Origin of the sequence: Paracoccus sp. pheM1, from assembly GCF_018499825.1 — a bacterium.
Taxonomy (GTDB): domain Bacteria; phylum Pseudomonadota; class Alphaproteobacteria; order Rhodobacterales; family Rhodobacteraceae; genus Paracoccus; species Paracoccus versutus.
Map to the genome: position 1 here is coordinate 2,021,415 of NZ_JAGXCX010000001.1, position 19,750 is coordinate 2,041,164.

The 19,750-nt window shown below is 67.4% G+C and carries 24 protein-coding genes; 7 read left to right on the plus strand and 17 right to left on the minus strand.

Features of this window, described 5'->3' with window-relative positions; translation table 11 throughout:
• Nucleotides 1–248 precede the first annotated feature (248 nt).
• Entirely contained in the window at nt 249–1,016 is a 768-nt protein-coding gene (gene rlmJ / locus KF941_RS10320) for a 23S rRNA (adenine(2030)-N(6))-methyltransferase RlmJ (protein WP_072461026.1), read from the plus strand.
• On the opposite strand, the gene KF941_RS10325 is transcribed toward rlmJ, so the two are convergent.
• The 4 genes from KF941_RS10325 to gatC are packed head-to-tail and all read right to left on the minus strand — an operon-like array spanning nt 1,013 to nt 4,090.
• Complete coding sequence (locus KF941_RS10325; RefSeq protein ID WP_214273278.1) at nt 1,013–1,735, minus strand: N-acetylmuramoyl-L-alanine amidase; 723 nt, start codon at nt 1,733–1,735, stop codon at nt 1,013–1,015. The genes rlmJ and KF941_RS10325 overlap by 4 nt on opposite strands.
• A complete protein-coding gene (locus KF941_RS10330) occupies nt 1,732–2,304 on the minus strand; it encodes a hypothetical protein (protein WP_240540278.1) in 573 nt (190 codons plus the stop codon). The genes KF941_RS10325 and KF941_RS10330 overlap by 4 nt, the downstream gene beginning before the upstream one ends.
• 20 nt (nt 2,305–2,324) lie before the next feature.
• Nucleotides 2,325–3,806 (minus strand): Asp-tRNA(Asn)/Glu-tRNA(Gln) amidotransferase subunit GatA, encoded by a 1,482-nt coding sequence (gene gatA, locus KF941_RS10335; protein WP_214273279.1) that lies wholly within the window; start codon nt 3,804–3,806, stop codon nt 2,325–2,327.
• Nucleotides 3,803–4,090: an Asp-tRNA(Asn)/Glu-tRNA(Gln) amidotransferase subunit GatC gene (gatC, locus tag KF941_RS10340; protein ID WP_010393062.1), complete on the minus strand. Its 288-nt coding sequence runs from the start codon at nt 4,088–4,090 to the stop codon at nt 3,803–3,805. Before gatC ends, gatA begins: the two co-directional genes overlap by 4 nt.
• Before the next feature lie 143 nt (nt 4,091–4,233).
• On the opposite strand from gatC, the gene KF941_RS10345 reads away from it, so the two are divergent.
• Nucleotides 4,234–4,926, plus strand: a complete 693-nt coding sequence (locus KF941_RS10345; protein WP_214273280.1) for a metal-dependent hydrolase — start codon at nt 4,234–4,236, stop codon at nt 4,924–4,926.
• On the opposite strand, the gene KF941_RS10350 is transcribed toward KF941_RS10345, so the two are convergent.
• The 13 genes from KF941_RS10350 to KF941_RS10410 form a co-directional block, all read right to left on the minus strand.
• Entirely contained in the window at nt 4,923–5,756 is an 834-nt protein-coding gene (locus KF941_RS10350; protein ID WP_036750223.1) for a DUF1989 domain-containing protein, read from the minus strand. The genes KF941_RS10345 and KF941_RS10350 overlap by 4 nt on opposite strands.
• Nucleotides 5,757–5,956: 200 nt before the next feature.
• Complete coding sequence (locus KF941_RS10355) at nt 5,957–6,118, minus strand: hypothetical protein (RefSeq protein WP_214273281.1); 162 nt, start codon at nt 6,116–6,118, stop codon at nt 5,957–5,959.
• A 131-nt stretch (nt 6,119–6,249) separates the two neighbouring features.
• Entirely contained in the window at nt 6,250–7,029 is a 780-nt protein-coding gene (locus KF941_RS10360; RefSeq protein ID WP_036750226.1) for a succinate dehydrogenase iron-sulfur subunit, read from the minus strand.
• 70 nt (nt 7,030–7,099) lie between these two features.
• On the minus strand, nt 7,100–7,426 hold the full coding sequence (locus KF941_RS10365; RefSeq protein WP_052095694.1) for a hypothetical protein: 327 nt from the start codon (nt 7,424–7,426) through the stop codon (nt 7,100–7,102).
• On the minus strand, nt 7,426–7,791 hold the full coding sequence (locus KF941_RS10370) for a hypothetical protein (RefSeq protein ID WP_036750228.1): 366 nt from the start codon (nt 7,789–7,791) through the stop codon (nt 7,426–7,428). The genes KF941_RS10365 and KF941_RS10370 overlap by 1 nt, the downstream gene beginning before the upstream one ends.
• Nucleotides 7,791–9,593, minus strand: coding sequence for a succinate dehydrogenase flavoprotein subunit (gene sdhA, locus KF941_RS10375; protein ID WP_072461029.1), 1,803 nt, complete (start codon nt 9,591–9,593; stop codon nt 7,791–7,793). The genes KF941_RS10370 and sdhA overlap by 1 nt, the downstream gene beginning before the upstream one ends.
• Before the next feature lie 9 nt (nt 9,594–9,602).
• Nucleotides 9,603–9,992 (minus strand): succinate dehydrogenase, hydrophobic membrane anchor protein, encoded by a 390-nt coding sequence (sdhD, locus tag KF941_RS10380; RefSeq protein ID WP_036750234.1) that lies wholly within the window; start codon nt 9,990–9,992, stop codon nt 9,603–9,605.
• A 15-nt stretch (nt 9,993–10,007) separates the two neighbouring features.
• On the minus strand, nt 10,008–10,400 hold the full coding sequence (sdhC, locus tag KF941_RS10385; protein WP_036750387.1) for a succinate dehydrogenase, cytochrome b556 subunit: 393 nt from the start codon (nt 10,398–10,400) through the stop codon (nt 10,008–10,010).
• A gap of 313 nt (nt 10,401–10,713) precedes the next feature.
• Nucleotides 10,714–11,748: a MaoC family dehydratase gene (locus KF941_RS10390; RefSeq protein ID WP_214273282.1), complete on the minus strand. Its 1,035-nt coding sequence runs from the start codon at nt 11,746–11,748 to the stop codon at nt 10,714–10,716.
• A gap of 9 nt (nt 11,749–11,757) precedes the next feature.
• A complete protein-coding gene (locus tag KF941_RS10395; RefSeq protein ID WP_036750239.1) occupies nt 11,758–11,964 on the minus strand; it encodes a DUF1737 domain-containing protein in 207 nt (68 codons plus the stop codon).
• A gap of 1 nt (nt 11,965) precedes the next feature.
• Nucleotides 11,966–12,508, minus strand: a complete 543-nt coding sequence (locus tag KF941_RS10400) for an NnrU family protein (protein WP_072461032.1) — start codon at nt 12,506–12,508, stop codon at nt 11,966–11,968.
• A 45-nt stretch (nt 12,509–12,553) separates the two neighbouring features.
• Nucleotides 12,554–13,393 carry a CoA ester lyase gene (locus KF941_RS10405; protein ID WP_072461033.1) on the minus strand — a complete coding sequence of 280 codons (840 nt, stop codon included), beginning with the start codon at nt 13,391–13,393 and terminating at the stop codon, nt 12,554–12,556.
• 80 nt (nt 13,394–13,473) lie between these two features.
• Complete coding sequence (locus tag KF941_RS10410) at nt 13,474–14,208, minus strand: sulfite exporter TauE/SafE family protein (RefSeq protein WP_072461034.1); 735 nt, start codon at nt 14,206–14,208, stop codon at nt 13,474–13,476.
• A 187-nt stretch (nt 14,209–14,395) separates the two neighbouring features.
• On the opposite strand from KF941_RS10410, the gene mdh reads away from it, so the two are divergent.
• From mdh to KF941_RS10435, 5 genes are all read left to right on the plus strand, one after another.
• A complete protein-coding gene (mdh, locus tag KF941_RS10415; RefSeq protein WP_036750251.1) occupies nt 14,396–15,358 on the plus strand; it encodes a malate dehydrogenase in 963 nt (320 codons plus the stop codon).
• 366 nt (nt 15,359–15,724) lie between these two features.
• Nucleotides 15,725–16,918 (plus strand): ADP-forming succinate--CoA ligase subunit beta, encoded by a 1,194-nt coding sequence (gene sucC / locus KF941_RS10420; protein ID WP_036750254.1) that lies wholly within the window; start codon nt 15,725–15,727, stop codon nt 16,916–16,918.
• A complete protein-coding gene (locus tag KF941_RS10425; RefSeq protein WP_139293895.1) occupies nt 16,918–17,463 on the plus strand; it encodes a hypothetical protein in 546 nt (181 codons plus the stop codon). Before sucC ends, KF941_RS10425 begins: the two co-directional genes overlap by 1 nt.
• A gap of 45 nt (nt 17,464–17,508) precedes the next feature.
• Entirely contained in the window at nt 17,509–18,393 is an 885-nt protein-coding gene (gene sucD / locus KF941_RS10430) for a succinate--CoA ligase subunit alpha (protein ID WP_214273283.1), read from the plus strand.
• A 178-nt stretch (nt 18,394–18,571) separates the two neighbouring features.
• A complete protein-coding gene (locus KF941_RS10435) occupies nt 18,572–19,735 on the plus strand; it encodes a glycosyltransferase family 2 protein (RefSeq protein ID WP_214273284.1) in 1,164 nt (387 codons plus the stop codon).
• The last annotated feature ends 15 nt before the right edge of the window (nt 19,736–19,750 follow it).

Here is a 19,750-nt window from a genome sequence, read left to right on the forward strand (position 1 = left end):
GGCGCCCTCCCCTCCTCCTCCCTGGAGGGCGCCGCCAAAACACCGCCGCAAGGCGGAACGGAATGCGACGGTCCTCTCCTCCTCCCTGGGACTGTCAGCTAGCGGTAATGGCCTCCTCCTCCCTGCCATTGCCGCACCCCATACGCGGCCCCTCCTCCTCCCTGGGCCAGCGTTGCGCGGCGGTGCCCCCTCCTCCTCCCTGGGCGCCGCCGCTTTTCATTTCCGGGCCATCGGGTTAATCGCGGGACATGTTGTCCTATCAGCACGCCTATCACGCCGGGAACCTGGCCGACCTGCACAAGCACGCGCTGCTGGCTTGGGTGCTGGCCTATCTGACCGCCAAGCCGAAGCCGCTGAGCTACCTGGAAACCCATGCCGGGCGCGGCCTCTACGACCTGTCGGCGCCCGAGGCGGAAAAGACCGGCGAGGCGGCCGCCGGCATCACCCGCGCGCTTTCCGAAAACTGGCTGCCCACGGATCACCCGCTGCGCCTTGCGCTGGAGGCGGTGCGCGCCCGTCATGGCGCGACCGCCTATCCCGGCTCGCCGCTGATCGCGCGGCATTTCCTGCGCCCTGGCGACGTGGCGCATCTGGCCGAGCTGCACCCGGCCGAGCACCAGGCGCTGGCCGAGGTCGCAGGCTTTGCGCATCTGCACCGGCAGGACGGGTTCCAGATGGCGCAGGCGATCTGCCCGCCCACGCCGCGGCGCGGATTGCTGCTGATCGACCCCAGCTATGAGGTCAAGGCCGATTACGACGCCATCCCGCGCCATGTCGCCAAGCTGGCGCGCAAGTGGAACGTCGGCGTGATCGCGCTGTGGTATCCGATCCTGGCCGACGGCCGCCATGCGCCCATGGTCGAGGCGCTGCGCCGCAACCATCCCGAGGCGCTGGTCTCGGAGGTGCGATTCCCGCCGGCGCGGCCCGGCCATGGCATGGTCGGCTCGGGCATGGTGGTGCTGAATGCGCCCTATGGGCTGGAGACCGAGGCCCGGCGAATCGAGGCGCTTTTCTAGGACCGCTTGTTGGATCGTTGCGGGGGGACTTCGCGTCCCCCGTCCGCCGCTGCCGCGGCGGCCTCCCCCTGCGGGATACTTGGGCACGAAAGAAGCCCGCGATAAGCCAGTGCCGCGGCCAGCCGGCGGTCGGTTTCGTCCTCGGGGCCATCGGCCCAGGGGCGGAAGCGCAGGCGGAAGGCGGCGAGGCGCGCCGGATCCTCGGGATAGCCGATGCGGGCCAGGCTGTCGGCCAGCGGCAGGTCGGGGCCCGTCCCCTCGGGCCAGACCGCAAGCCCCTGCAGGGCCAGCCGGCGCCAGTCGAAACGCGGGCCGGGGTCGATCTTGCGCCCCGGCGCCATGTCGGAATGGGCGATCACGCCCTGGGGCGGGATGGACCAGCGCGCCATGATGGCGCCGAGCAGCGCCTCGAGCGCCGCCATCTGCGGCTCGGGGAAGGGCCGGTCGCCGGGATTGACCAGTTCGATGCCGATGCTGCGCGAATTCACGTCCTCGCGCCCTTGCCACGCACCGGCGCCCGCGTGCCAGGCGCGGCGGTCCTCGGGCACCAGCGCCTCGGTCGTCCCGTCCTCGTGGACCAGCCAATGCGCGCTGACCTCGGCGCCGGGATCGCAGAGCCGGGCCCGGGCCGAGGGGCCGTCCGCCATGCCGGTGTAATGGATCACGACCAGCGACGGCTGTTGCCCGCGCCGGTCGCCGTGATTGGGCGAAGGGCTCAAAGCCCGGATTGGCGCAGCGGGCGCGGATCCCAGCCGCAGGCGAAACCGTCGCCGTCCGGGTCGAGCCCGCGCGGGTCGATCACCGGCCCGCCCGCCGCGAGGAAGGCGCTTTGCGCCACATCCGCGCTGGCATAGCTGCGGCAGGCCCGCGCCGCCGCCGATTCGGAACTGCCGCTGCGCTGGTATTTCCGCGTGCCCGGCGCCTGGGTTTCCTGCTGCGCATAACGCACCAGCGAGGGCGTCGCGGCCTGCGTCGCCGCCGGTGCCCCGGCCGGGGGCGCTGCTGCGGCGGGGGCAGGCGCGGCTTGGGCGGCTGCCTGGGCGCGCGGCTTTGCCGCCGTGCCGGCGATCTGGGCTGCGGTGGGCGCCTGCGCCGGCAGGGCGATCGGGATCACCTTGGGCACCGGGCCCTTGCCATGCAGCGCGACCTCGCGCGCTTGCAGGTATTCCGCATAGGGCGAACCATTGTGCATGGCGCTGTAATTCGGGTTCCAGCCCGTATTCTCGCCGCAGCCGGCCAGGGCAAGAACGGGGCCAAGCAGGGCCAGGATCGCCAGGTTCCGCATCATTCTCTCCGGTTTGAGGCCGCTCACCACCAGCGCGAGGGTTTCGCCGCAAATCCTGCCGCAGATTCGAGGCTCTGCGCAAGGTTCAAGAGCCCGCCTTCGTCCCAGGGCCGGCCAATCAGCTGCATTCCCAGCGGCAGGCCCTGCCGATCCAGCCCCACCGGCACCGAAATCCCCGGCAGCCCGGCCAGGTTCACCGTGACGGTAAAGACGTCGTTGAGATACATCTCGACCGGATCCTTGCCCGACATCTCGCCCAGGCCAAAGGCGGCGCTGGGGGTGGCCGGCGTCAGGATCGCGTCGATGCCATCGGCAAAGACCTGGTCGAAGTCGCGCTTGATCAGCGCGCGGACCTTGCGGGCGCGGTTGTAATAGGCGTCGTAGAAGCCCGCCGACAGCACATAGGTGCCGATCATCACCCGGCGCTGCACCTCGGGGCCGAAGCCCTCGGCGCGGGTCTTTTCATACATCTCGACCACGCCGTCGCCGGCGCCCAGCCTGGCGCGGCGGCCATAGCGCACCCCGTCATAGCGCGCGAGGTTCGACGACGCTTCGGCCGGCGCGATCACGTAATAGGCCGGCAGCGCGTATTTCGTATGCGGCAGGGTGATGTCCACCACCTCGGCGCCGGCGTCGCGCAGCATCTCGGCCGCCTTGTGCCAGAGCGCGTCGATCTCGTCCGACATGCCCTCCATGCGGTATTCGCGCGGAATGCCGATGCGACGGCCGCGGATGTCGCCGTTCAGCGCGGCCTCGTAATCCGGCACCGGGCGTTCGGCGCTGGTCGAATCCTTGGCATCGACCGAGGCCATGGCGCCCAGCATGATCGCGGCGTCGCGGACCGACTTGGTCATCGGCCCGGCCTGGTCCAGCGAGCTGGCAAAGGCGATCACCCCCCAGCGGCTGACCCGGCCATAGGTCGGCTTCAGCCCCACGGTGCCGGTAAAGGCCGCCGGCTGGCGGATCGAGCCGCCGGTATCGGTGCCGGTCGCGGCCAGGCACAGGTCCGCCGCCACCGCCGCCGCCGAGCCGCCCGAGGAGCCGCCGGGCGTCAGCTGCCGGTCGTCCACCTTCCAGGGGTTGACCACCGGGCCATAGCAGGCGCTTTCGTTGGACGAGCCCATGGCGAATTCGTCCATGCTGAGCTTGCCCAGCATGACCGCACCCGCATCCCACAGGTTCTGCGTCACCGTCGATTCATATTGCGGCAGGAAGCCTTCCAGGATCCGGCTCGCGGCCTGGGACGGCACGTCGCGGGTGCAGAACAGGTCCTTGATGCCCAGCGGGATGCCGCACATGGCGGGCGCGTCGCCCGCGGCGATGCGCTTGTCGGCCGCCACCGCCATTTCGCGGGCCTTTTCCGGGGTCTTGTGAGAATAGGCGTTCAGCGCGCCGGCGGCGTCGATGGCACCCAGGCAGGCCTCGGTCAGCTCGGTGCTGGTGAAATCGCCCTTGCGCAGCCCGTCGCGGGCCTGGGCGATGGTCAGTTTGTTCAGGTCGCTCATTCCACCACCTTCGGCACGGCAAAGAAGCCCTCGCGCGCATCGGGCGCGTTCTTCAGGATCAGATCCTGCATCTCGCCATCGGTGACGACGTCCTGGCGGCGCTTGAGGCGCATCGGCTCGACCCCGGTCATCGGCTCGACGCCCTCGACATCGACTTCGTTCAGCTGTTCCATGAAATGCAGGATGCCGTTCAGCTCCTGCGCCAGCGCGGGCAGGTCGGCGTCCTTGACCGCAATCCGCGCCAGATGCGCGACCTTGCGGGCTTCGTCCTCGGTGATCGCCATGGGAGGCTCCTTTCGCTTGCGCCGGGTTTTACCGGGGCGGCCGGGGCGGGGCAAGCACCCGCGCAGGCGGAACCTTGCGGCGGAACTTTACGGGCGCCGCACGGCTTGGCAGGATGCGGCAGCGCAAGAAAAGGAGCCCTTCCATGAAACTGACCTGGCTTGGCCATTCCGGCTTCCGGCTGGAGATCGAACAGGCGGTGATCCTGATCGACCCCTGGCTTTCGGGCAATCCGATGTTTCCCGAGGACAGCCGCGACGAGGCCATCGCCGGCGCCACCCATATCCTGGTGACGCATGGCCACGGCGACCATACCGGCGACACCGTCTCGATCGCCAAGGAACGGGGGATTCCCGCCGTCGGCATCTACGACATGGTCTCGACCTGGATGAAGCACGAGGGCATCGAGGGCATCGGCTTCAACAAGGGCGGCACGGTCGATCTGGGCGGGGCCAGGGTGACGATGGTGAATGCCAGCCATTCCTCGTCCTTCGAGGGCGCCGAGGGGCCGGTCTATGCCGGCCACGAGTCGGGGTTCATGATCGCGGGCGAGGGCCATGTGATCTATGTCTCGGGCGATACCGACATCATGGCCGACATGGCGTGGATGGGCGAATATCACCGGCCCGACATCGGCATCCTCTGCACCGGCGGGCATTTCACCATGGACATGGACCGCGCGGCCTGGGCGGCGCGGAAGTATTTCGACTTCAAGACCGTGATCCCCTGCCATTACAAGACCTTCCCGCTGCTGGCGCAGGATGCCGAGGTGCTGAAGGCCGGCCTGCCGGGCGTGCAGGTGATCGAGCCCGAGGTGATGCGGCCGATCTCGCTTTAGGGCCAGCGATAGGCGCTCGGCCCCGGCTCTGCCCGTCCCGCGGGCCGGGCCGGCGCGAAGATCTCGACCAGCAGCGGATGGCAGGCGGCGGCGTCGCTGGAATGCGCGCTGCCGCAATCGCCGCCCGGACAGGCCGAAAGCCCGCCGATCAGGTCGATCTCGGCAAAGAACTCGATATGGTCGCCGGGGCGCACCGGGCTTGCCTTCATGAAATATTCCCCGGTGTCGCGAGTGAAGCCCGTGCACATGAAGACGTTCAGCACGTCATGCACCAGGGGCTCGGCCGCCTCGCGCGACAGGCCCATCTCGGCCATCAGCGCGTTGACCAGGTTGGAATGGCAGCAATGGTGATAGTCCTGCCCGCTCAGCAGGCGATGGGTATAGGGGTCGCAACGCGTGCCGATCACGTCATGGACCGAGCCGCCGTATTCGTCGATGCCATACCATTCCAGCGTATCCTCGGTCACGGTGGCCATCGGGCGCAGATGCGGAAAGCTGGACCACATGCGATGGCCGCGCGTCAGATGGGTGCCGTGCAGCGCGCGGGTCTTGCCGGAATAGAACCGTTCGCGCGGATCGGCGGCGGACCACAGGTTCAGGTCGCCGACCTGCGGCCCCTCGACGCTGGTGATGCGAAAGAAATGCCCGGCCGGCACGTGAAAGCAACGCGCCTCGCGCGGAGGCACCAGGCATTCCCCGGATTTGCGCGCCGTCAGGCGAACGGCCTGCAAGCCGGGCAGGTCGGGATCGGGAAGGGTATGGTTCGGATAGCAGATGACCGGGCGAATGGCCCGGCGCTCGGCGGCATCTTCGGGAATGGTTCGGATCATGGCGCGATGCTATGCGCGCGTCCCCGGCATCGCAAGGCTTGCGCACACCTTGCACAGCGCGCCTGCCGGCCCTGCCGCATGGGTGTTTGGGAAACGGAAAAACGGCCAGCCTTTCACCGCTTCCCAAATACCCGAAAAACAAGAGCGCGGCCGGGAAGCCGCGCTGGAAGGCCCGCGCGTGCGGACAAGGTGGCCGCGCTTCAGGCGGCCTGGCGAATGTCGGCTTCCATCGGCATCGGATCGAAGCTGAAATAGCCGTACATCTGCTCCAGCACGGCCAGGGCCGCGCGGTCTGCCGACTTGGCCGGCTTCAGCACGGCCAGGTTGGCGCTGGGTTTTTGGGTCTCGGCAAGGGTTTTCATCCGAAGGTCTCCGGGTCGAAGTGATGCTCTTCCCCGCCGAAAAAGATAATGCCGCGCCGCAGAAAAATCTACCTCTGCGACGCGGCGTCAAACGGTATATCACGGCATACCGGCCATGACGGCCGTGCAAATCAAACGATACGGTCCACCATCATGTGCTTGATCGAGGCGATGGCCTTGGCCGGGTTCAGCCCCTTGGGGCAGGTATTGGTGCAGTTCATGATCGTGTGGCAGCGATACAGCTTGAACGGGTCTTCCAGCGCATCCAGGCGTTCGCCCGTGGCCTCGTCGCGCGAATCGATGATCCAGCGATAGGCGTGCAGCAGGGCCGCCGGGCCCAGGTAGCGGTCGCCGTTCCACCAATAGCTCGGGCAGGCGGTCGAGCAGCTGGCGCACATCACGCATTCGTAAAGCCCGTCCAGCTTCTTGCGATCCTCGATCGACTGGCGCCATTCCTTGTCGGGGGTCGGCGTCTCGGTGATGAGATAGGGGTTCACCGAGGCGTGCTGGGCATAGAAATGCGTCAGGTCGGGGATCAGGTCCTTGACCACCGGCATGTGCGGCAGCGGATAGATGTTCACGTCGCCCTTGATCTCGTCCATGCCGTAGATGCAGGCAAGATGGTTGCCGCCGTCGATGTTCATCGCGCAGGAGCCGCAGATCCCCTCGCGGCAGGAGCGGCGGAAGGTCAGCGTCGGGTCGATCTCGTTCTTGATCTTGATCAGCGCGTCCAGCACCATCGGCCCGCATTTATCCATGTCGACGAAATAGGTGTCGATGCGCGGGTTCTCGCCGGTATCGGGATCCCAGCGGTAGATGTTGAAGCGGCGGACGTTCGTCGCGCCTTCGGGTTTCGGCCAGGTCTTGCCGACCCGCATGCGGCTGTTCTTGGGAAGGGTAAGTTGGACCATTGGGTAACTCCTGGTGGTCAGACCGTCGTCTTGCGACTAGGCCGTCATGCGGTGGCTTGGGCGGAGGGCGTCAATGCACCCTCCAGCCCGGCTGTTCGTAAAGCGGCCGCGTGGGCTTCTGCCCCGAGCGGCGCTGGACGCATTGGTCGAAGACCTGGGACGGATCGCGCCCAAGGATCTGGTCCGAGGACAGGTCGACGCTGACGAAGCCGCCGCGATAACCGTGCGAGCCGACGCCGATGCCGACCTGGGTGCGCGGCGCGCGGGCGTCGAGCGCCTGGACCATGCAGACGCGCTCGGCCTCTGCGACCGGGATCTGCACCGGCGCGGGCGCGCAGGCCGCCAGCCCCAGCAGCGCCGGGGCAAGGCGCAGGCCAAGCGCGCCGCGCCCGGCCATCAGGCGGCCTGCTTGGCCGCCGCCGCGGCGCTGGCGATGCATTGCGTGGTGGACGGACGACCGACGATGGCGGCCACCGCATCCCCCGCCCCGGCCGCGCCGGCAGCGGCGATGCTGGACAGTTCCGCCGTGGTGGCGTTCTGCATCACGCAATCGGTATAGGGCGCGACATTGGCGCCGGGCAGGCGCCGGGCCATCTCGCGGTTGACGATGACGCGGGCCGAGGACCGCATCGCCGCATCCGGCGCGGGGGCCGCGACCGGCGGCAGCGGCGCCGGCGCCATGCCGGGGTTCTGGACCACGCAGCCCGAAAGGGTCAGCGCGGCGGCGGTCAGGGCCATGGGCAGGATCAGGGGAAGACGCATCAATAAACCCTCGCTTTGGGTGCGATCTTTTTCAGGTCGATCCCGCCCTCGTCCTGGGTAGTCAGGGGTTCAAGATGAACGGGCCGATAGGCCAGTTTAACATCGTTGCCTTCGACCCAGGCAAGCGAGTGCTTGCGCCAGTTGGCATCATCCCGCTCGGGGTAGTCTTCATGGGCATGGGCGCCGCGGCTTTCCTTGCGCGCCTCGGCACCGACGATGGTCGCCAGCGCGTTGGGCATCAGGTTGGTCAGCTCCAGCGTCTCCATCAGGTCGCTGTTCCAGATCAGGCTGCGGTCGGTGACCTTCAGGTCGTCCATCTTGGCCGCGATCGCCTGCATCTTCTCGACGCCCTCGGCCAGGGTCTTGTCGGTGCGGAACACCGCGGCATCGGCCTGCATGGTGCGCTGCATCTCAAGCCGCAGCTCGGCCGTCGGCACCGAGCCGTTGGCGTTGCGGATGCGGTCGAAGCGGTCCAGCGCCTTGTCCACCTGTTCCTTGTTGGTGGTGGGGATCGCCGCCTTGCGGTCGATCACCTGCCCGGCGCGGATCGCGGCAGCGCGGCCAAAGACCACCAGGTCGATCAGCGAGTTCGATCCCAGCCGGTTCGCGCCATGGACCGAGGCGCAGCCGGCCTCGCCCACCGCCATCAGGCCGGGGAAGACCCGATCCGGGCTTTCGGCGGTCGGGTCCAGCACCTCGCCCCAGTAGTTGGTGGGGATGCCGCCCATGTTGTAATGCACCGTCGGCAGGATCGGGATCGGCTCGCGCGTCACGTCCACGCCGGCAAAGATCTTGGCCGATTCCGAGATGCCCGGCAGCCGCTCGGCCAGGCTTTCCGGCGGCAGGTGCATCAGGTTCAGGAACATGTGATCCTTGTGCGGGCCGACGCCGCGGCCCTCGCGGATCTCGATGGTGATGCAGCGCGAGACCACGTCGCGGCTGGCCAGATCCTTGTAGGTCGGCGCGTAACGCTCCATGAAGCGCTCGCCCTCGCTGTTGGTCAGGTAGCCGCCCTCGCCGCGCGCGCCCTCGGTGATCAGGCAGCCCGAGCCGTAGATGCCGGTCGGGTGGAACTGCACGAATTCCATGTCCTGAAGCGGCAGGCCGGCACGGGCCACCATGCCGCCGCCGTCGCCGGTGCAGGTATGGGCCGAGGTGGCGCTGAAATAGGCACGGCCATAGCCGCCGGTCGCCAGCACCACCATCTTGGCGTTGAAGACGTGGATCGAGCCGTCATCCAGCTTCCAGCACACCACGCCGGTGCAGGCGCCGTCGGTGATGATCAGGTCCAGCGCGAAATATTCGATGAAGAACTCGGCCTTTTCCTTCAGCGACCGGCCATAGAGCGTGTGCAGGATGGCGTGGCCGGTGCGGTCGGCGGCGGCGCAGGTGCGCTGCACCGGCGGGCCTTCGCCGAATTCGGTGGTGTGGCCGCCGAAGGGGCGCTGGTAGATCTTGCCCTCCTCGGTCCGGCTGAAGGGCACGCCGTAGTGTTCCAGCTCGTAGACCGCCTTGGGGGCCTCGCGCGCCAGGTATTCCATGGCGTCGGTGTCGCCCAGCCAGTCCGAGCCCTTGACGGTGTCATACATGTGCCACTGCCAATTGTCCGGGCCCATGTTCGACAGGCTGGCGGCGATGCCGCCCTGGGCCGCGACCGTGTGCGAGCGGGTCGGAAAGACCTTGGTCACGCAGGCGGTGCGCAGGCCCTGTTCGGCCATGCCCAGCGTCGCGCGCAGGCCCGCGCCACCGGCACCGACGACCACGACATCATATTCGTGCGTTTCGTATTTGTAAGCAGCCATGGCGGAACCTCAGAGGACGACGATCGCGCCAAGGCCCATCCGGGCCAGCGCATAGACGGCGGCGGCGATGACCGCCCAGCCGAAGATCACGGAAAAGATGATGGCGGCCTTGCGCACGCCACCCTGGAAATAGTCGTCGATCATGATCCGCGTGCCCTTGATGAAGTGGACCATGCCCACGATCACGAACAGAGCGGTGATGAGCGCCGGGAAGGGCCGGCCGAAATAGGCCAGCAGCTGTTCCTGCGACAGGCCGATGGCGCGGGCGACCACGATCATGAACAGCGGCGTCAGCACGGTCAGCGCGACGGCCGAGACGGTCATGGCCCAGTGGTGCTGGGTGCCCTCGTGCGCCGAGCCCAGGCCTTCGGCAGCTTTGCGGGGGGTGATGTAACGCATGATCCTGCCCTTTCCTCAGAACGCGAAGAAGATGATCAGCGTCAGCACGGCCAGGACGACCGAACCCGCGATCAGCGCCTGGCTGGATTTGCGCGCTTCCTCGATCTCCAGCCCGTAGCCCGCGTCATAGGCCAGGTGGCGCAGCCCGGCGAGCAGGTGATACCACAGCGACCACATCGAGCCGGTCAGGATGATGAAGCCCAGCCAGGACCGCATCACCCAGTCCGCGCAGGCGAAGGCGCCCGGCGAGGTGACGGCGGCGACCAGCCACCAGGTGATCAGCACGATCCCGGCGACCAGCGCGTGCCCGGTGATGCGGGTCATGATCGAGGTGATTGCGGCGATGGGCAGGCGATAGACCTGCAAATGCGGTGACAATGGCCGGTTGCCCCGGTTGACGTCAGCCATGATGCGCTCTCCTGCGTTCAGGCCCCGCACGCGACGGCTGGCGGCGAGGGCTGGCCGAAATTGGGTTTGCTTTTAGCCGCCTTGTCGCATCTGTCACGGGTGGATGCCAGACGTAAGGCGGATATGCGACAGATTTTCCGTTTTTGTGATCACGCAAACGCCAGCTGTGATCACGGGCAGGCTCCGACCCTTTCGAATGATTGCGGTATCAGGACGGACTCGGCGGATTTCCCCGGATAACCGAGGGATTCGGTCATGTTCAACCCCGGCGCGGCCGCGAGTCGCGGGCCGGCCGCGCCGGGGCGCAGGGCGGTCATTTCGGCATCAGGGCCCAGTAATCCAGGTCCAGCAGCACCTGCGGGGCATATTTTCCATCCTCGCCGCGCAGGGCGTGATCACCGGCCGCGCCCTTGTGCGCCACCAGCCGCAGCCGGATCGCGCCGACGCCCGGCGCATGGGTGTCGGCCTTGTCCAGCACCTCGGACCAGGCGCGGATGGTGTCCCCGGCAAAGCAGGGATTGGCATGGGCCCCGCCGTTCAGCGCCACGATCATCTGCGCATTGGCCAGCCCGTTGAAGCTGAGCGCGCGGGCCATGCTGATGACATGGCCGCCATAGATCAGCCGCTTGCCGTCCTCGCGGAAGGTGGCGTCGAAATGCACCTTGGCGGTGTTCTGCCACAGCCGGGTGGCCAGCATATGCTCGGCCTCCTCGATGGTGACGCCGTCCACATGGTCGATGACCTCGCCGACCTCATAATCGCCCCAGCGGTGCGTCTCGCCGGCCAGGCCGAAGTCGTATTGCAGGAAATCCAGCCCCTCGGGCAGCACCAGATCGGAGGGCGCGACCGATTTCGCCAGTTCCGGCACCACCGGCTCGGGCGCCGGCGCCGCGTCGTCGCCCTTGCGCACCATGACCCAGCGCACATAGTCCAGCACCACCTCGTCCATCTGGTTCAGGCCGCGGGTGCGTACCCAGACCACGCCGGACTTGCCGTTGGAGTTCTCCTTGAGCCCGATCACCTCGGATTCGGAGCGCAGCGTGTCGCCCGGCCAGACCGGCTTCAGCCAGCGGCCCTCGGCATAGCCCAGGTTCGCCACCGCGTTCAGGCTGATGTCGGGGACCGACTTGCCGAAGACGATGTGAAAGGCGATCAGGTCGTCCAGCGGGCTGCCGTCCAGACCCGAGGCGGCCGCGAACTCGTCCGAGGAATAAAGCGCGTGCCGCGCCGGGTAGAGCGCATGGTAAAGCGCGCGCTCGCCCTCGGCCACGGTGCGGGGCACGGCGTGGCGGATCACCTGGCAGACGCGGTAATCCTCGAAGAAGCGGCCCGGATTGGTCTTGCTCATGGTGGTTTCCTATTGCTGGCCCAGTTTCATGTCCGGGTGATAATCCGCCTCGATCTGCTTGGTGACCGCCTGGGCGCAGCGCATCACGCCGCGCGCCGCGTCGAAGGCATAGGCGGGGTCGCCATGCAGCTCCCAGCCCTTCGACAACGCCTCGCTGACCTTGTGGCAGAAGGCCGAGGTGTCGTCCTCGGTCAGCAGGCGATAGATCTTGGGCATGTCAGCCTCCAAAGGGGTTATAGCCCAGCCAGGCGTGGACCAGCGCCACGACCCCGAACAGGACCACGGTGCCGACCGCGGCCATCGCCTCCTTGCGGACCGGGAACGGCCCGGCGGGCGGGGTCCAGCCCGGCTGCGCGCGGTTGATCACGGCCATCTCGACCAGCGACCAGAGCAGCAGCCCGCCGAACAGCACGAAACTGGGCAGGTCGCCATTGGGCAGCAGATGCGCAAGGGCCCAGAGCGCAAAGCCGGTCAGCTGCGGGTGGCGGATATGGCGGGCCAGGCGGGTCTTCATGCCGGCGACGGCGAAAAGATAGAAGCCCAGCAGCACCAGCAGGTTGTTGACGCCCTTCAGCGGTGCGGTCGCGCCCCACCAATGGGGACCGTCCGCCATGCGATAGCCGATCACCATCAGCACCACCGAGACCGCCAGCGCCCCCGCCACGCCGCCCCGGCCCAGCCGGTCGCGCGGCCCCGGTGCCAGCCGCTTGAGAAGATGCGCCGCCCACCAAAGCGCCACGCCAAGGATCAGGATCAACATCTGGCTTTGTCCTTTCGCTGGATGTAAATGGCGCTTACTTTGCCATCACCCTGCCAGCGCGGCAATCGCCGCGGCCTTGGCCAAAGTGACGCGGGCGGTCTCGACATGCAGGTTCTCGACGATCCTGCCGTCCACCACCGCGACGCCCTTGCCCTGGGCCTGCGCCTCGTCGAAGGCCTCGATCTGGCGGCGGGCCAGATCGACCTCGGCTTCCGACGGCGCAAAGACCTCGTTGGCAATGGCCAGCTGCGCCGGGTGGATCAGGGTCTTGCCGTCGAAGCCCATGTCGCGGCCCTGCTCGCATTCGGCGCGCAACCCCTCGTCGTCCTTGAAGGCGTTGAACACGCCGTCCACGATGACCCGGCCATGCGCCCGCGCGGCCAGCAGGCACAGGCCCAGCCCCGCCATCATCGGCAGCCGGTCGGCGCGAAAGCGGCTGTTCAGCTCCTTGGCCAGGTCGTTGGTGCCCATCACCATGCCCTGCAGGCGCGGATGGGCGGCGATCTCGGCGGCGTTCAGCATGCCCTCGGCCGTCTCCATCATCGCCCAGAGCGGCGTGTCGGGCACCAGCGCCGCCACCCGGTCCAGGTCGGCGCCGCGGCTGACCTTGGGCACCAGCACCGCATCGGCGCCCGAGGCAAAGGCGCGGGCGTCGCCCTCGCCCCATTCGGTGTCCATGCCGTTGATGCGCACGATCCGCACCCGGCCGCCGTAATCGGCCTGCAGCGCCTTGGCCAGCAAGTCCCGCGCCGCCACCTTCTCGGCGGGCGCCACCGCATCCTCGAGATCGAAGATGATCGCATCGGCGGCCAGCGCCTGGGCCTTTTCCATGGCCCGCACATTGGCGGCCGGAATATAGAGGACGGAACGATAGGGACGGGTCATCGGGGCCTCGCGTAATAATCTTGCGCGAACCTGCCCCGAAAGGAAGCGAATCGCAAGCACCGATTTGCCGCACTGCGGCATCAGATCCCGTCCCAGATCAGCTTGGCCGAAACCAGCATCAGCGCCCAGGTGATGAAGCCATAGAAGACCTGCGCAGACATCCGCCGCACCAGCCACAGTCCCGCCAGCACGCCCAGCACGCCGGGCACCATCAGCACGGCGGCCACCGACAGGTTATGCGCCGACAGCTGGCCCAGCATGGCATAGGGAATCAGCTTCACCGCATTGCAGATGGCAAAGAAGATCGTCGTGGTGCCGGCATAGGTCATCGGCGTCATGCGCAGGGGCTGGGCATAGACCTGATAGGGCGCCGCGCCCGAATGCGACACGAAGCTGGTATAGCCCGAGATCGTGCCCCAGAAGCTGCCCGCCCCCCAGCGCGGCGGCCGGGCGCTGGCGCTGACCCGGCTGCGCAGCAGGGCGTTCAGCGCAAAGGCCAGGCCGATCACGCCGACGATCAGCCCGACCTGCGCGTCGTCGACGTGATGCGCGGTGGCCCAGCCCAGGGCGATGCCGGTGATCGCGCCCGGCACCAGCGTCCGCAGCACCCGCGCGTCGAAATCGCGGCGAAAGGCGATCAGCCCGCCGATGTCCGAGATGATATAGACCGGCAGCAGGATGCCCGCCGCCTGCACCGGCGACATGACCAGCGCCAGCAGCGGCACCGAGATGGTGCCGACCATGGACAGCCCTCCCTTGGCCAGCCCGATCGAAAAGGCGGCGATCACCGCCAGCACCCAGCCCAGCATCTCCATCCGCACGCCCCCGTGTCCCGCCCCTCCCGAGTAATCCAGCGGCGCAACCGCGGCAATACGCCGCCGCCTTTTCCATGTTAGCGGTTGACAACAGCGGTTTTCGCGCCGGACCCGCAGCCAAGGCTTGCGATTCTCATCCCGAGGGACTAGGCCACCGCGCGAACCATCATGGAAATCGGAGGTTAACATGGCCCGACCCAAGATCGCACTCATCGGTGCGGGACAGATCGGCGGCACGCTGGCGCATCTGGCCGCGATGAAGGAACTGGGCGACGTCGTCCTGTTCGACATCGCCGAGGGCACGCCCCAGGGCAAGGCGCTCGACATCGCGCAATCGGGCCCGTCCGAGGGTTTCGACGCCGTCATGAAGGGCGCCAACGATTATGCCGACATCGCCGGCGCCGATGTGTGCATCGTCACCGCCGGCGTGCCCCGCAAGCCGGGCATGAGCCGCGACGACCTGCTGGGCATCAACCTCAAGGTCATGAAATCCGTGGGCGAGGGCATCAAGCAGCATGCCCCGAACGCCTTCGTGATCTGCATCACCAACCCGCTGGACGCCATGGTCTGGGCGCTGCGCGAGTTCAGCGGCCTGCCGCATGAAAAGGTCGTCGGCATGGCCGGCGTGCTCGATTCGGCCCGCTTCCGCCACTTCCTGTCGCTGGAATTCGGCGTCTCGATGCGCGACGTGACCGCCTTCGTGCTGGGCGGCCATGGCGACACCATGGTGCCGCTGACCCGCTATTCGACCGTGGCCGGCATCCCGCTGCCCGACCTGGTCAAGATGGGCTGGACCACCCAGGACAAGCTGGACGCCATCGTGCAGCGCACCCGCGACGGCGGCGCCGAGATCGTCGGCCTGCTGAAGACCGGCTCGGCCTTCTATGCGCCCGCGACCTCGGCCATCGAGATGGCGGAAGCCTATCTCAAGGACCAGAAGCGCGTGCTGCCCTGCGCGGCCTATGTGAAGGGCGCCTATGGGCTGGACGGGCTCTATGTCGGCGTGCCGACCGTGATCGGCGCCGGCGGCATCGAGCGCGTCATCGACATCACCCTGGACAAGGACGAGCAGGCGATGTTCGACAAGTCCGTGGATGCGGTGAAGGGGCTGGTCGCGGCCTGCAAGGGCATCGACGCCACCCTGGCCTGATCGCCGGCCAGCAACGGCAAGGACAGGCCCCGCCGGCTGCGGCGGGGCTTTTTCATGGCGCGGAGGCGCGGCCCGCGCAGGATAAGACAGGCCAGCGCCGCGGCGGACGAACCGCTGGCCGTGCGGACCTCCTGGGCCCCGCCTGACCCCCGGCGCGCCCTGATCCGGGACGCGAAAGCGCCGGCCCAGGCCGGGGATTCCCGCCCCGCCGTCCCGGCAGCCGGGGATTTGCGATCACAGCCTCGAAAACTGTGATCACAAAAGGCGGATTACCGCCAGTTTTAGGGATTTCGCCCTTCATGGGGCTTTGGCGCCGGCTTGGAATGTGGCACAAGCCCCGCCAACCGACAACTGCGGGGGAAGACGATGAACATCCATGAATACCAGGCCAAGGCGTTGCTGCGCCAATACGGCGCGCCGGTCTCGGACGGGCGGGTGGTGATGAAGGCCGACGAGGCCAAGGCGGCGGCGGGGGAACTCGACGGGCCGCTCTGGGTCGTCAAGGCCCAGATCCACGCCGGCGGCCGTGGCAAGGGTCACTTCAAGGAAAAGGAAGCCGGTGAAAAAGGCGGCGTCCGCCTGGCCAAATCGGTGGAAGAGGCCGAGGAGCTGACCCGCCAGATGCTGGGCCGCACCCTCGTCACCCACCAGACGGGCGAGACCGGCAAGCAGGTCAACCGCATCTATATCGAGGACGGCAGCGACATCGAGCGCGAGCTGTATCTGGCGCTGCTGGTCGACCGCGGCACCTCGCGCGTCAGCTTCGTCGCCTCGACCGAAGGCGGCATGGACATCGAGGAAGTCGCCGCCTCGACCCCGGAAAAGATCGTGACCTTCAGCGTCGATCCGGCCTCGGGGCTTTCGGATTTCCACGGCCGCCGCGTGGCCTTCGCCCTGGGTCTTTCGGGCCCGCAGGTCAAGCAATGCGTGGCGCTGGTCAAGAACCTGTATCGCATGTTCATCGAGAAGGACATGGAGATGCTGGAGATCAACCCGCTGATCGTGATGAAGGACGGCAACCTCAAGGCGCTGGACGCGAAGATGGGCTTCGACAACAACGCCCTTTATCGCCAGCCCGACATCCTGGCGCTGCGCGACGAGACCGAGGAAGACCCCAAGGAACTCGCCGCCTCGAAATTCGACCTGAACTATATCGCGCTGGACGGCGAGATCGGCTGCATGGTCAACGGCGCCGGCCTGGCGATGGCGACGATGGACATCATCAAGCTGTTCGGCGCCGAGCCCGCGAACTTCCTGGACGTCGGCGGCGGCGCCACCAAGGAGAAAGTGACCGAGGCGTTCAAGATCATCACCTCGGACCCGAACGTCAAAGGCATCTTGGTCAACATCTTCGGCGGCATCATGCGCTGCGACATCATCGCGGAAGGCATCATCGCCGCGGTGAAGGAAGTTGGTCTGCAAGTCCCGCTGGTCGTGCGGCTTGAGGGCACCAACGTGGAGCTGGGCAAGCAGATCATCGGCGAGTCGGGCCTGAACGTGATCGCGGCCGACGACCTGTCGGATGCGGCGCAGAAGATCGTGAAGGCGGTCAAGGGCTAATGCGGATCGCGGTGATTTGTATGCTGAGCGCGGCCAGTCTTTCTGCCTGCACGAACTACGAAGGCATTCCGGCCGGTGCTGAAAATGCGCCTGAAGTCGTGCCGGCTGCGGCTCAAGCACCGTTTGACAGGGCTGAACAGCTACGAATTGCCACGCGAGCCTGTCTTGCAAGCGAATTGCAGGGGCCACAAACCCTGCAATCACTGCTTGGACAGGGCTATACGATCACGCGGGAATGGACGGGCGCCTACTCCTATACCCGAATGGAACCTGTTGCGGGCAAAGGCCTGTTCGAGAAGGTCGACATCATAAAGGTCAGCGACCCTAATGGACCAATCCCATGTGACATCGACGTCAGGCGTGACGTGGGATATTCGTCATTCCGCACGGTCCATTCGGAAATGATTGCCCAAGGCTACCAGCCGGTGGCCGACAATGGAGGGCGTTCGACCTTTACGAAAGGCGATATCAGTTTCAGCCTCTCCGGCAGATACAGCCATTCCGAGCCGCTGGCGACCATCACGCTAAGCCGAGATACGAAATGATGCGGGCATAGGCCCGCATGAACTTGATTTTTGCAGGAGGCTTGAATGGCCGTTCTCGTCAACAAAGACACCAAAGTCATCTGCCAGGGGATCACCGGATCCCAGGGCACCTTCCACACCGAGCAGGCGATCGCCTATGGCACGCAGATGGTCGGCGGCGTGACCCCCGGCAAAGGCGGGTCCGAACACTTGGACCTGCCAGTCTTCAACTCGGTCCACGAGGCCGTGGAGAAAACCGGCGCCAATGCGACCGTGATCTATGTCCCGCCGCCCTTCGCGGCCGATTCGATCCTGGAAGCCATCGACGCCGAGATCCCGCTGATCGTCGCCATCACCGAGGGCATCCCGGTCCTCGACATGATGCGGGTCAAGCGCGCGCTGATCGACAGCAAATCCACGCTGATCGGCCCGAACTGCCCCGGCATCCTGACGCCGGGCGAATGCAAGATCGGCATCATGCCGGGCTCGATCTTCTCGCGCGGGTCGGTGGGCGTCGTGTCGCGCTCGGGCACGCTGACCTATGAGGCGGTGAAGCAGACCACCGACGTCGGCCTGGGCCAGTCCACCGCGGTCGGCATCGGCGGCGACCCGATCAAGGGCATGGAGCATATCGACGTGCTGCGCATGTTCCTGGACGACCCCGAAACCGAGTCGATCATCATGATCGGCGAGATCGGCGGTTCCGCCGAGGAAGAGGCCGCCGAATTCCTGGCCGAGCAGAAGCGCAAGGGCAAGTGGAAGCCGACCGCCGGCTTCATCGCCGGGCGCACCGCGCCGAAGGGCCGCCGCATGGGCCATGCCGGCGCCATCGTCTCGGGCGGCAAGGGCGACGCGGAATCCAAGATCGAGGCCATGAAATCGGCCGGGATCATCGTCGCCGACAGCCCCGCGGGCCTGGGCGAGGCGGTGCTGAAAGCGCTCGGCCGGTAACTTTGCCGCAAGGCTTTTGACTTGGGCGCGGCCCCTGCCTACCTTTACCGGGGCCGCGCCAGACCTTACCAGCAGGTGCCAGATTGGACCGCCGTCGTCGCCAGATCGTCGCCAGAACCGCCGGGGCAGCGCCCTGCCCGGCCTGCGGCCCTGCCCCGCTGCCCAATCGAGGCGCGGCATGATCCCGCAGCCCCAACCGCCGGCGGAACGCCCCGCCTCGCCCGTGGCGGCGCAGGACTGGGCGCTTTGCGTCTCGACCTATCAGCGCGGCAAGCTGCTTTGCGACTGCGTGCGTGCCGCGCTGGCCTCGACCGAGCGGCCGGCCGAGATCGTCATCGTCGATGCCAGCGCCGACTGGGCGCAGAACCGTGAAGGGGTCGAGGCGGTGATCGCCGCGGCCGGCGGCTGTCCGCTGACCTATGTGCCGGCCCGGCGCAAATCGCTGACCGTGCAGCGCAACCAGGCGGTCGCGCTGGCCCGTGCCGACATCCTGTTCATGATCGACGACGACGCGCTGCTGCATTCGGGTTGCGCCGCGCAGATCATGGCGCATTACCGCGCCGACACGCAGGGCCGGATCGTCGCCATCTCGGCCCGCAATGCGCCGCTGGCCGGCGCGGAGACCGGGGACGAACGCAAGCAGACCAACCGCGCCGGCGCGCTGGCCAGGGGTCGGGCGGGGCCGGTGCAGCGCGGAATCGACCTTGCCCTGCACCACCTGCTGATGATCCCGGCCGAGCAGCGCTTCCTGGGCTACGACCGCCCCGAGCGGCGCTGGCAGGGCGACGCCACCCTGCCGCAGGGGCTGCTGCGCGTCGATTTCATCGTCGGCTTCGCCATGACCCTGCGCCGCCACCTGGCGCTGCGCGAACCCTTCGACGAAGGGTTGGCCGGCAGTTCGATCGCCGAGGATCTGGACGCCAGCTATCGCTTTGGCCGGCACGGGATGCTGGCCATCGCGCCGGATGCGCATATCCACCATTTCGAGGCAGCGGCAGGCCGCGACCGGCGCCGGATCAGCACCATGCTGGCCATGCTCAACATCGCCTATTTCGTCCGCCGCAATTCCGAGCGGCAGGGCCGCGACCTGGCCCGCTATGCGCTGTGGTACCTGCGCATGACGCTGGCCGAACTGCCCAAGGACATCGCCGGAGGCCGCTGGGATCTGCCGCAATTCCGTGGCGCCCTGCTGGCCGGCCGCAACCTGCCCGCCCTGCTGCGCCAGCCGCGCGCCGGGCTGCCGGCATGGTATCAGGATCTTCAGACCAGGCTGATGGCCGGGACCACCCCCGGACATGGCCCGAACAATACGACCGCCCCTGATCAAGGCGCGAACGGATAGGATTTCCCGGAGGCA

Bases quoted from the DNA above. Each gene is read 5' to 3' on its own strand.
- KF941_RS10350 (WP_036750223.1), bottom strand. From the start codon at position 5,756: ATGATCCGAACCATTCCCGAAGATGCCGCCGAGCGCCGGGCCATTCGC.
- sdhC (WP_036750387.1), bottom strand. From the start codon at position 10,400: ATGGCTGACGTCAACCGGGGCAACCGGCCATTGTCACCGCATTTGCAG.
- KF941_RS10435 (WP_214273284.1), top strand. From the start codon at position 18,572: ATGATCCCGCAGCCCCAACCGCCGGCGGAACGCCCCGCCTCGCCCGTG.
- KF941_RS10345 (WP_214273280.1), top strand. From the start codon at position 4,234: ATGAAACTGACCTGGCTTGGCCATTCCGGCTTCCGGCTGGAGATCGAA.
- sucC (WP_036750254.1), top strand. From the start codon at position 15,725: ATGAACATCCATGAATACCAGGCCAAGGCGTTGCTGCGCCAATACGGC.
- sdhD (WP_036750234.1), bottom strand. From the start codon at position 9,992: ATGCGTTACATCACCCCCCGCAAAGCTGCCGAAGGCCTGGGCTCGGCG.
- KF941_RS10360 (WP_036750226.1), bottom strand. From the start codon at position 7,029: ATGGTCCAACTTACCCTTCCCAAGAACAGCCGCATGCGGGTCGGCAAG.
- KF941_RS10370 (WP_036750228.1), bottom strand. From the start codon at position 7,791: ATGCGTCTTCCCCTGATCCTGCCCATGGCCCTGACCGCCGCCGCGCTG.
- KF941_RS10405 (WP_072461033.1), bottom strand. From the start codon at position 13,393: ATGACCCGTCCCTATCGTTCCGTCCTCTATATTCCGGCCGCCAATGTG.
- gatA (WP_214273279.1), bottom strand. From the start codon at position 3,806: ATGAGCGACCTGAACAAACTGACCATCGCCCAGGCCCGCGACGGGCTG.
- sdhA (WP_072461029.1), bottom strand. From the start codon at position 9,593: ATGGCTGCTTACAAATACGAAACGCACGAATATGATGTCGTGGTCGTC.
- KF941_RS10365 (WP_052095694.1), bottom strand. From the start codon at position 7,426: ATGGCCGGGCGCGGCGCGCTTGGCCTGCGCCTTGCCCCGGCGCTGCTG.
- KF941_RS10400 (WP_072461032.1), bottom strand. From the start codon at position 12,508: ATGTTGATCCTGATCCTTGGCGTGGCGCTTTGGTGGGCGGCGCATCTT.
- mdh (WP_036750251.1), top strand. From the start codon at position 14,396: ATGGCCCGACCCAAGATCGCACTCATCGGTGCGGGACAGATCGGCGGC.
- KF941_RS10410 (WP_072461034.1), bottom strand. From the start codon at position 14,208: ATGGAGATGCTGGGCTGGGTGCTGGCGGTGATCGCCGCCTTTTCGATC.
- KF941_RS10395 (WP_036750239.1), bottom strand. From the start codon at position 11,964: ATGCCCAAGATCTATCGCCTGCTGACCGAGGACGACACCTCGGCCTTC.
- KF941_RS10390 (WP_214273282.1), bottom strand. From the start codon at position 11,748: ATGAGCAAGACCAATCCGGGCCGCTTCTTCGAGGATTACCGCGTCTGC.
- gatC (WP_010393062.1), bottom strand. From the start codon at position 4,090: ATGGCGATCACCGAGGACGAAGCCCGCAAGGTCGCGCATCTGGCGCGG.
- KF941_RS10330 (WP_240540278.1), bottom strand. From the start codon at position 2,304: ATGATGCGGAACCTGGCGATCCTGGCCCTGCTTGGCCCCGTTCTTGCC.
- KF941_RS10425 (WP_139293895.1), top strand. From the start codon at position 16,918: ATGCGGATCGCGGTGATTTGTATGCTGAGCGCGGCCAGTCTTTCTGCC.
- sucD (WP_214273283.1), top strand. From the start codon at position 17,509: ATGGCCGTTCTCGTCAACAAAGACACCAAAGTCATCTGCCAGGGGATC.
- KF941_RS10355 (WP_214273281.1), bottom strand. From the start codon at position 6,118: ATGAAAACCCTTGCCGAGACCCAAAAACCCAGCGCCAACCTGGCCGTG.
- rlmJ (WP_072461026.1), top strand. From the start codon at position 249: ATGTTGTCCTATCAGCACGCCTATCACGCCGGGAACCTGGCCGACCTG.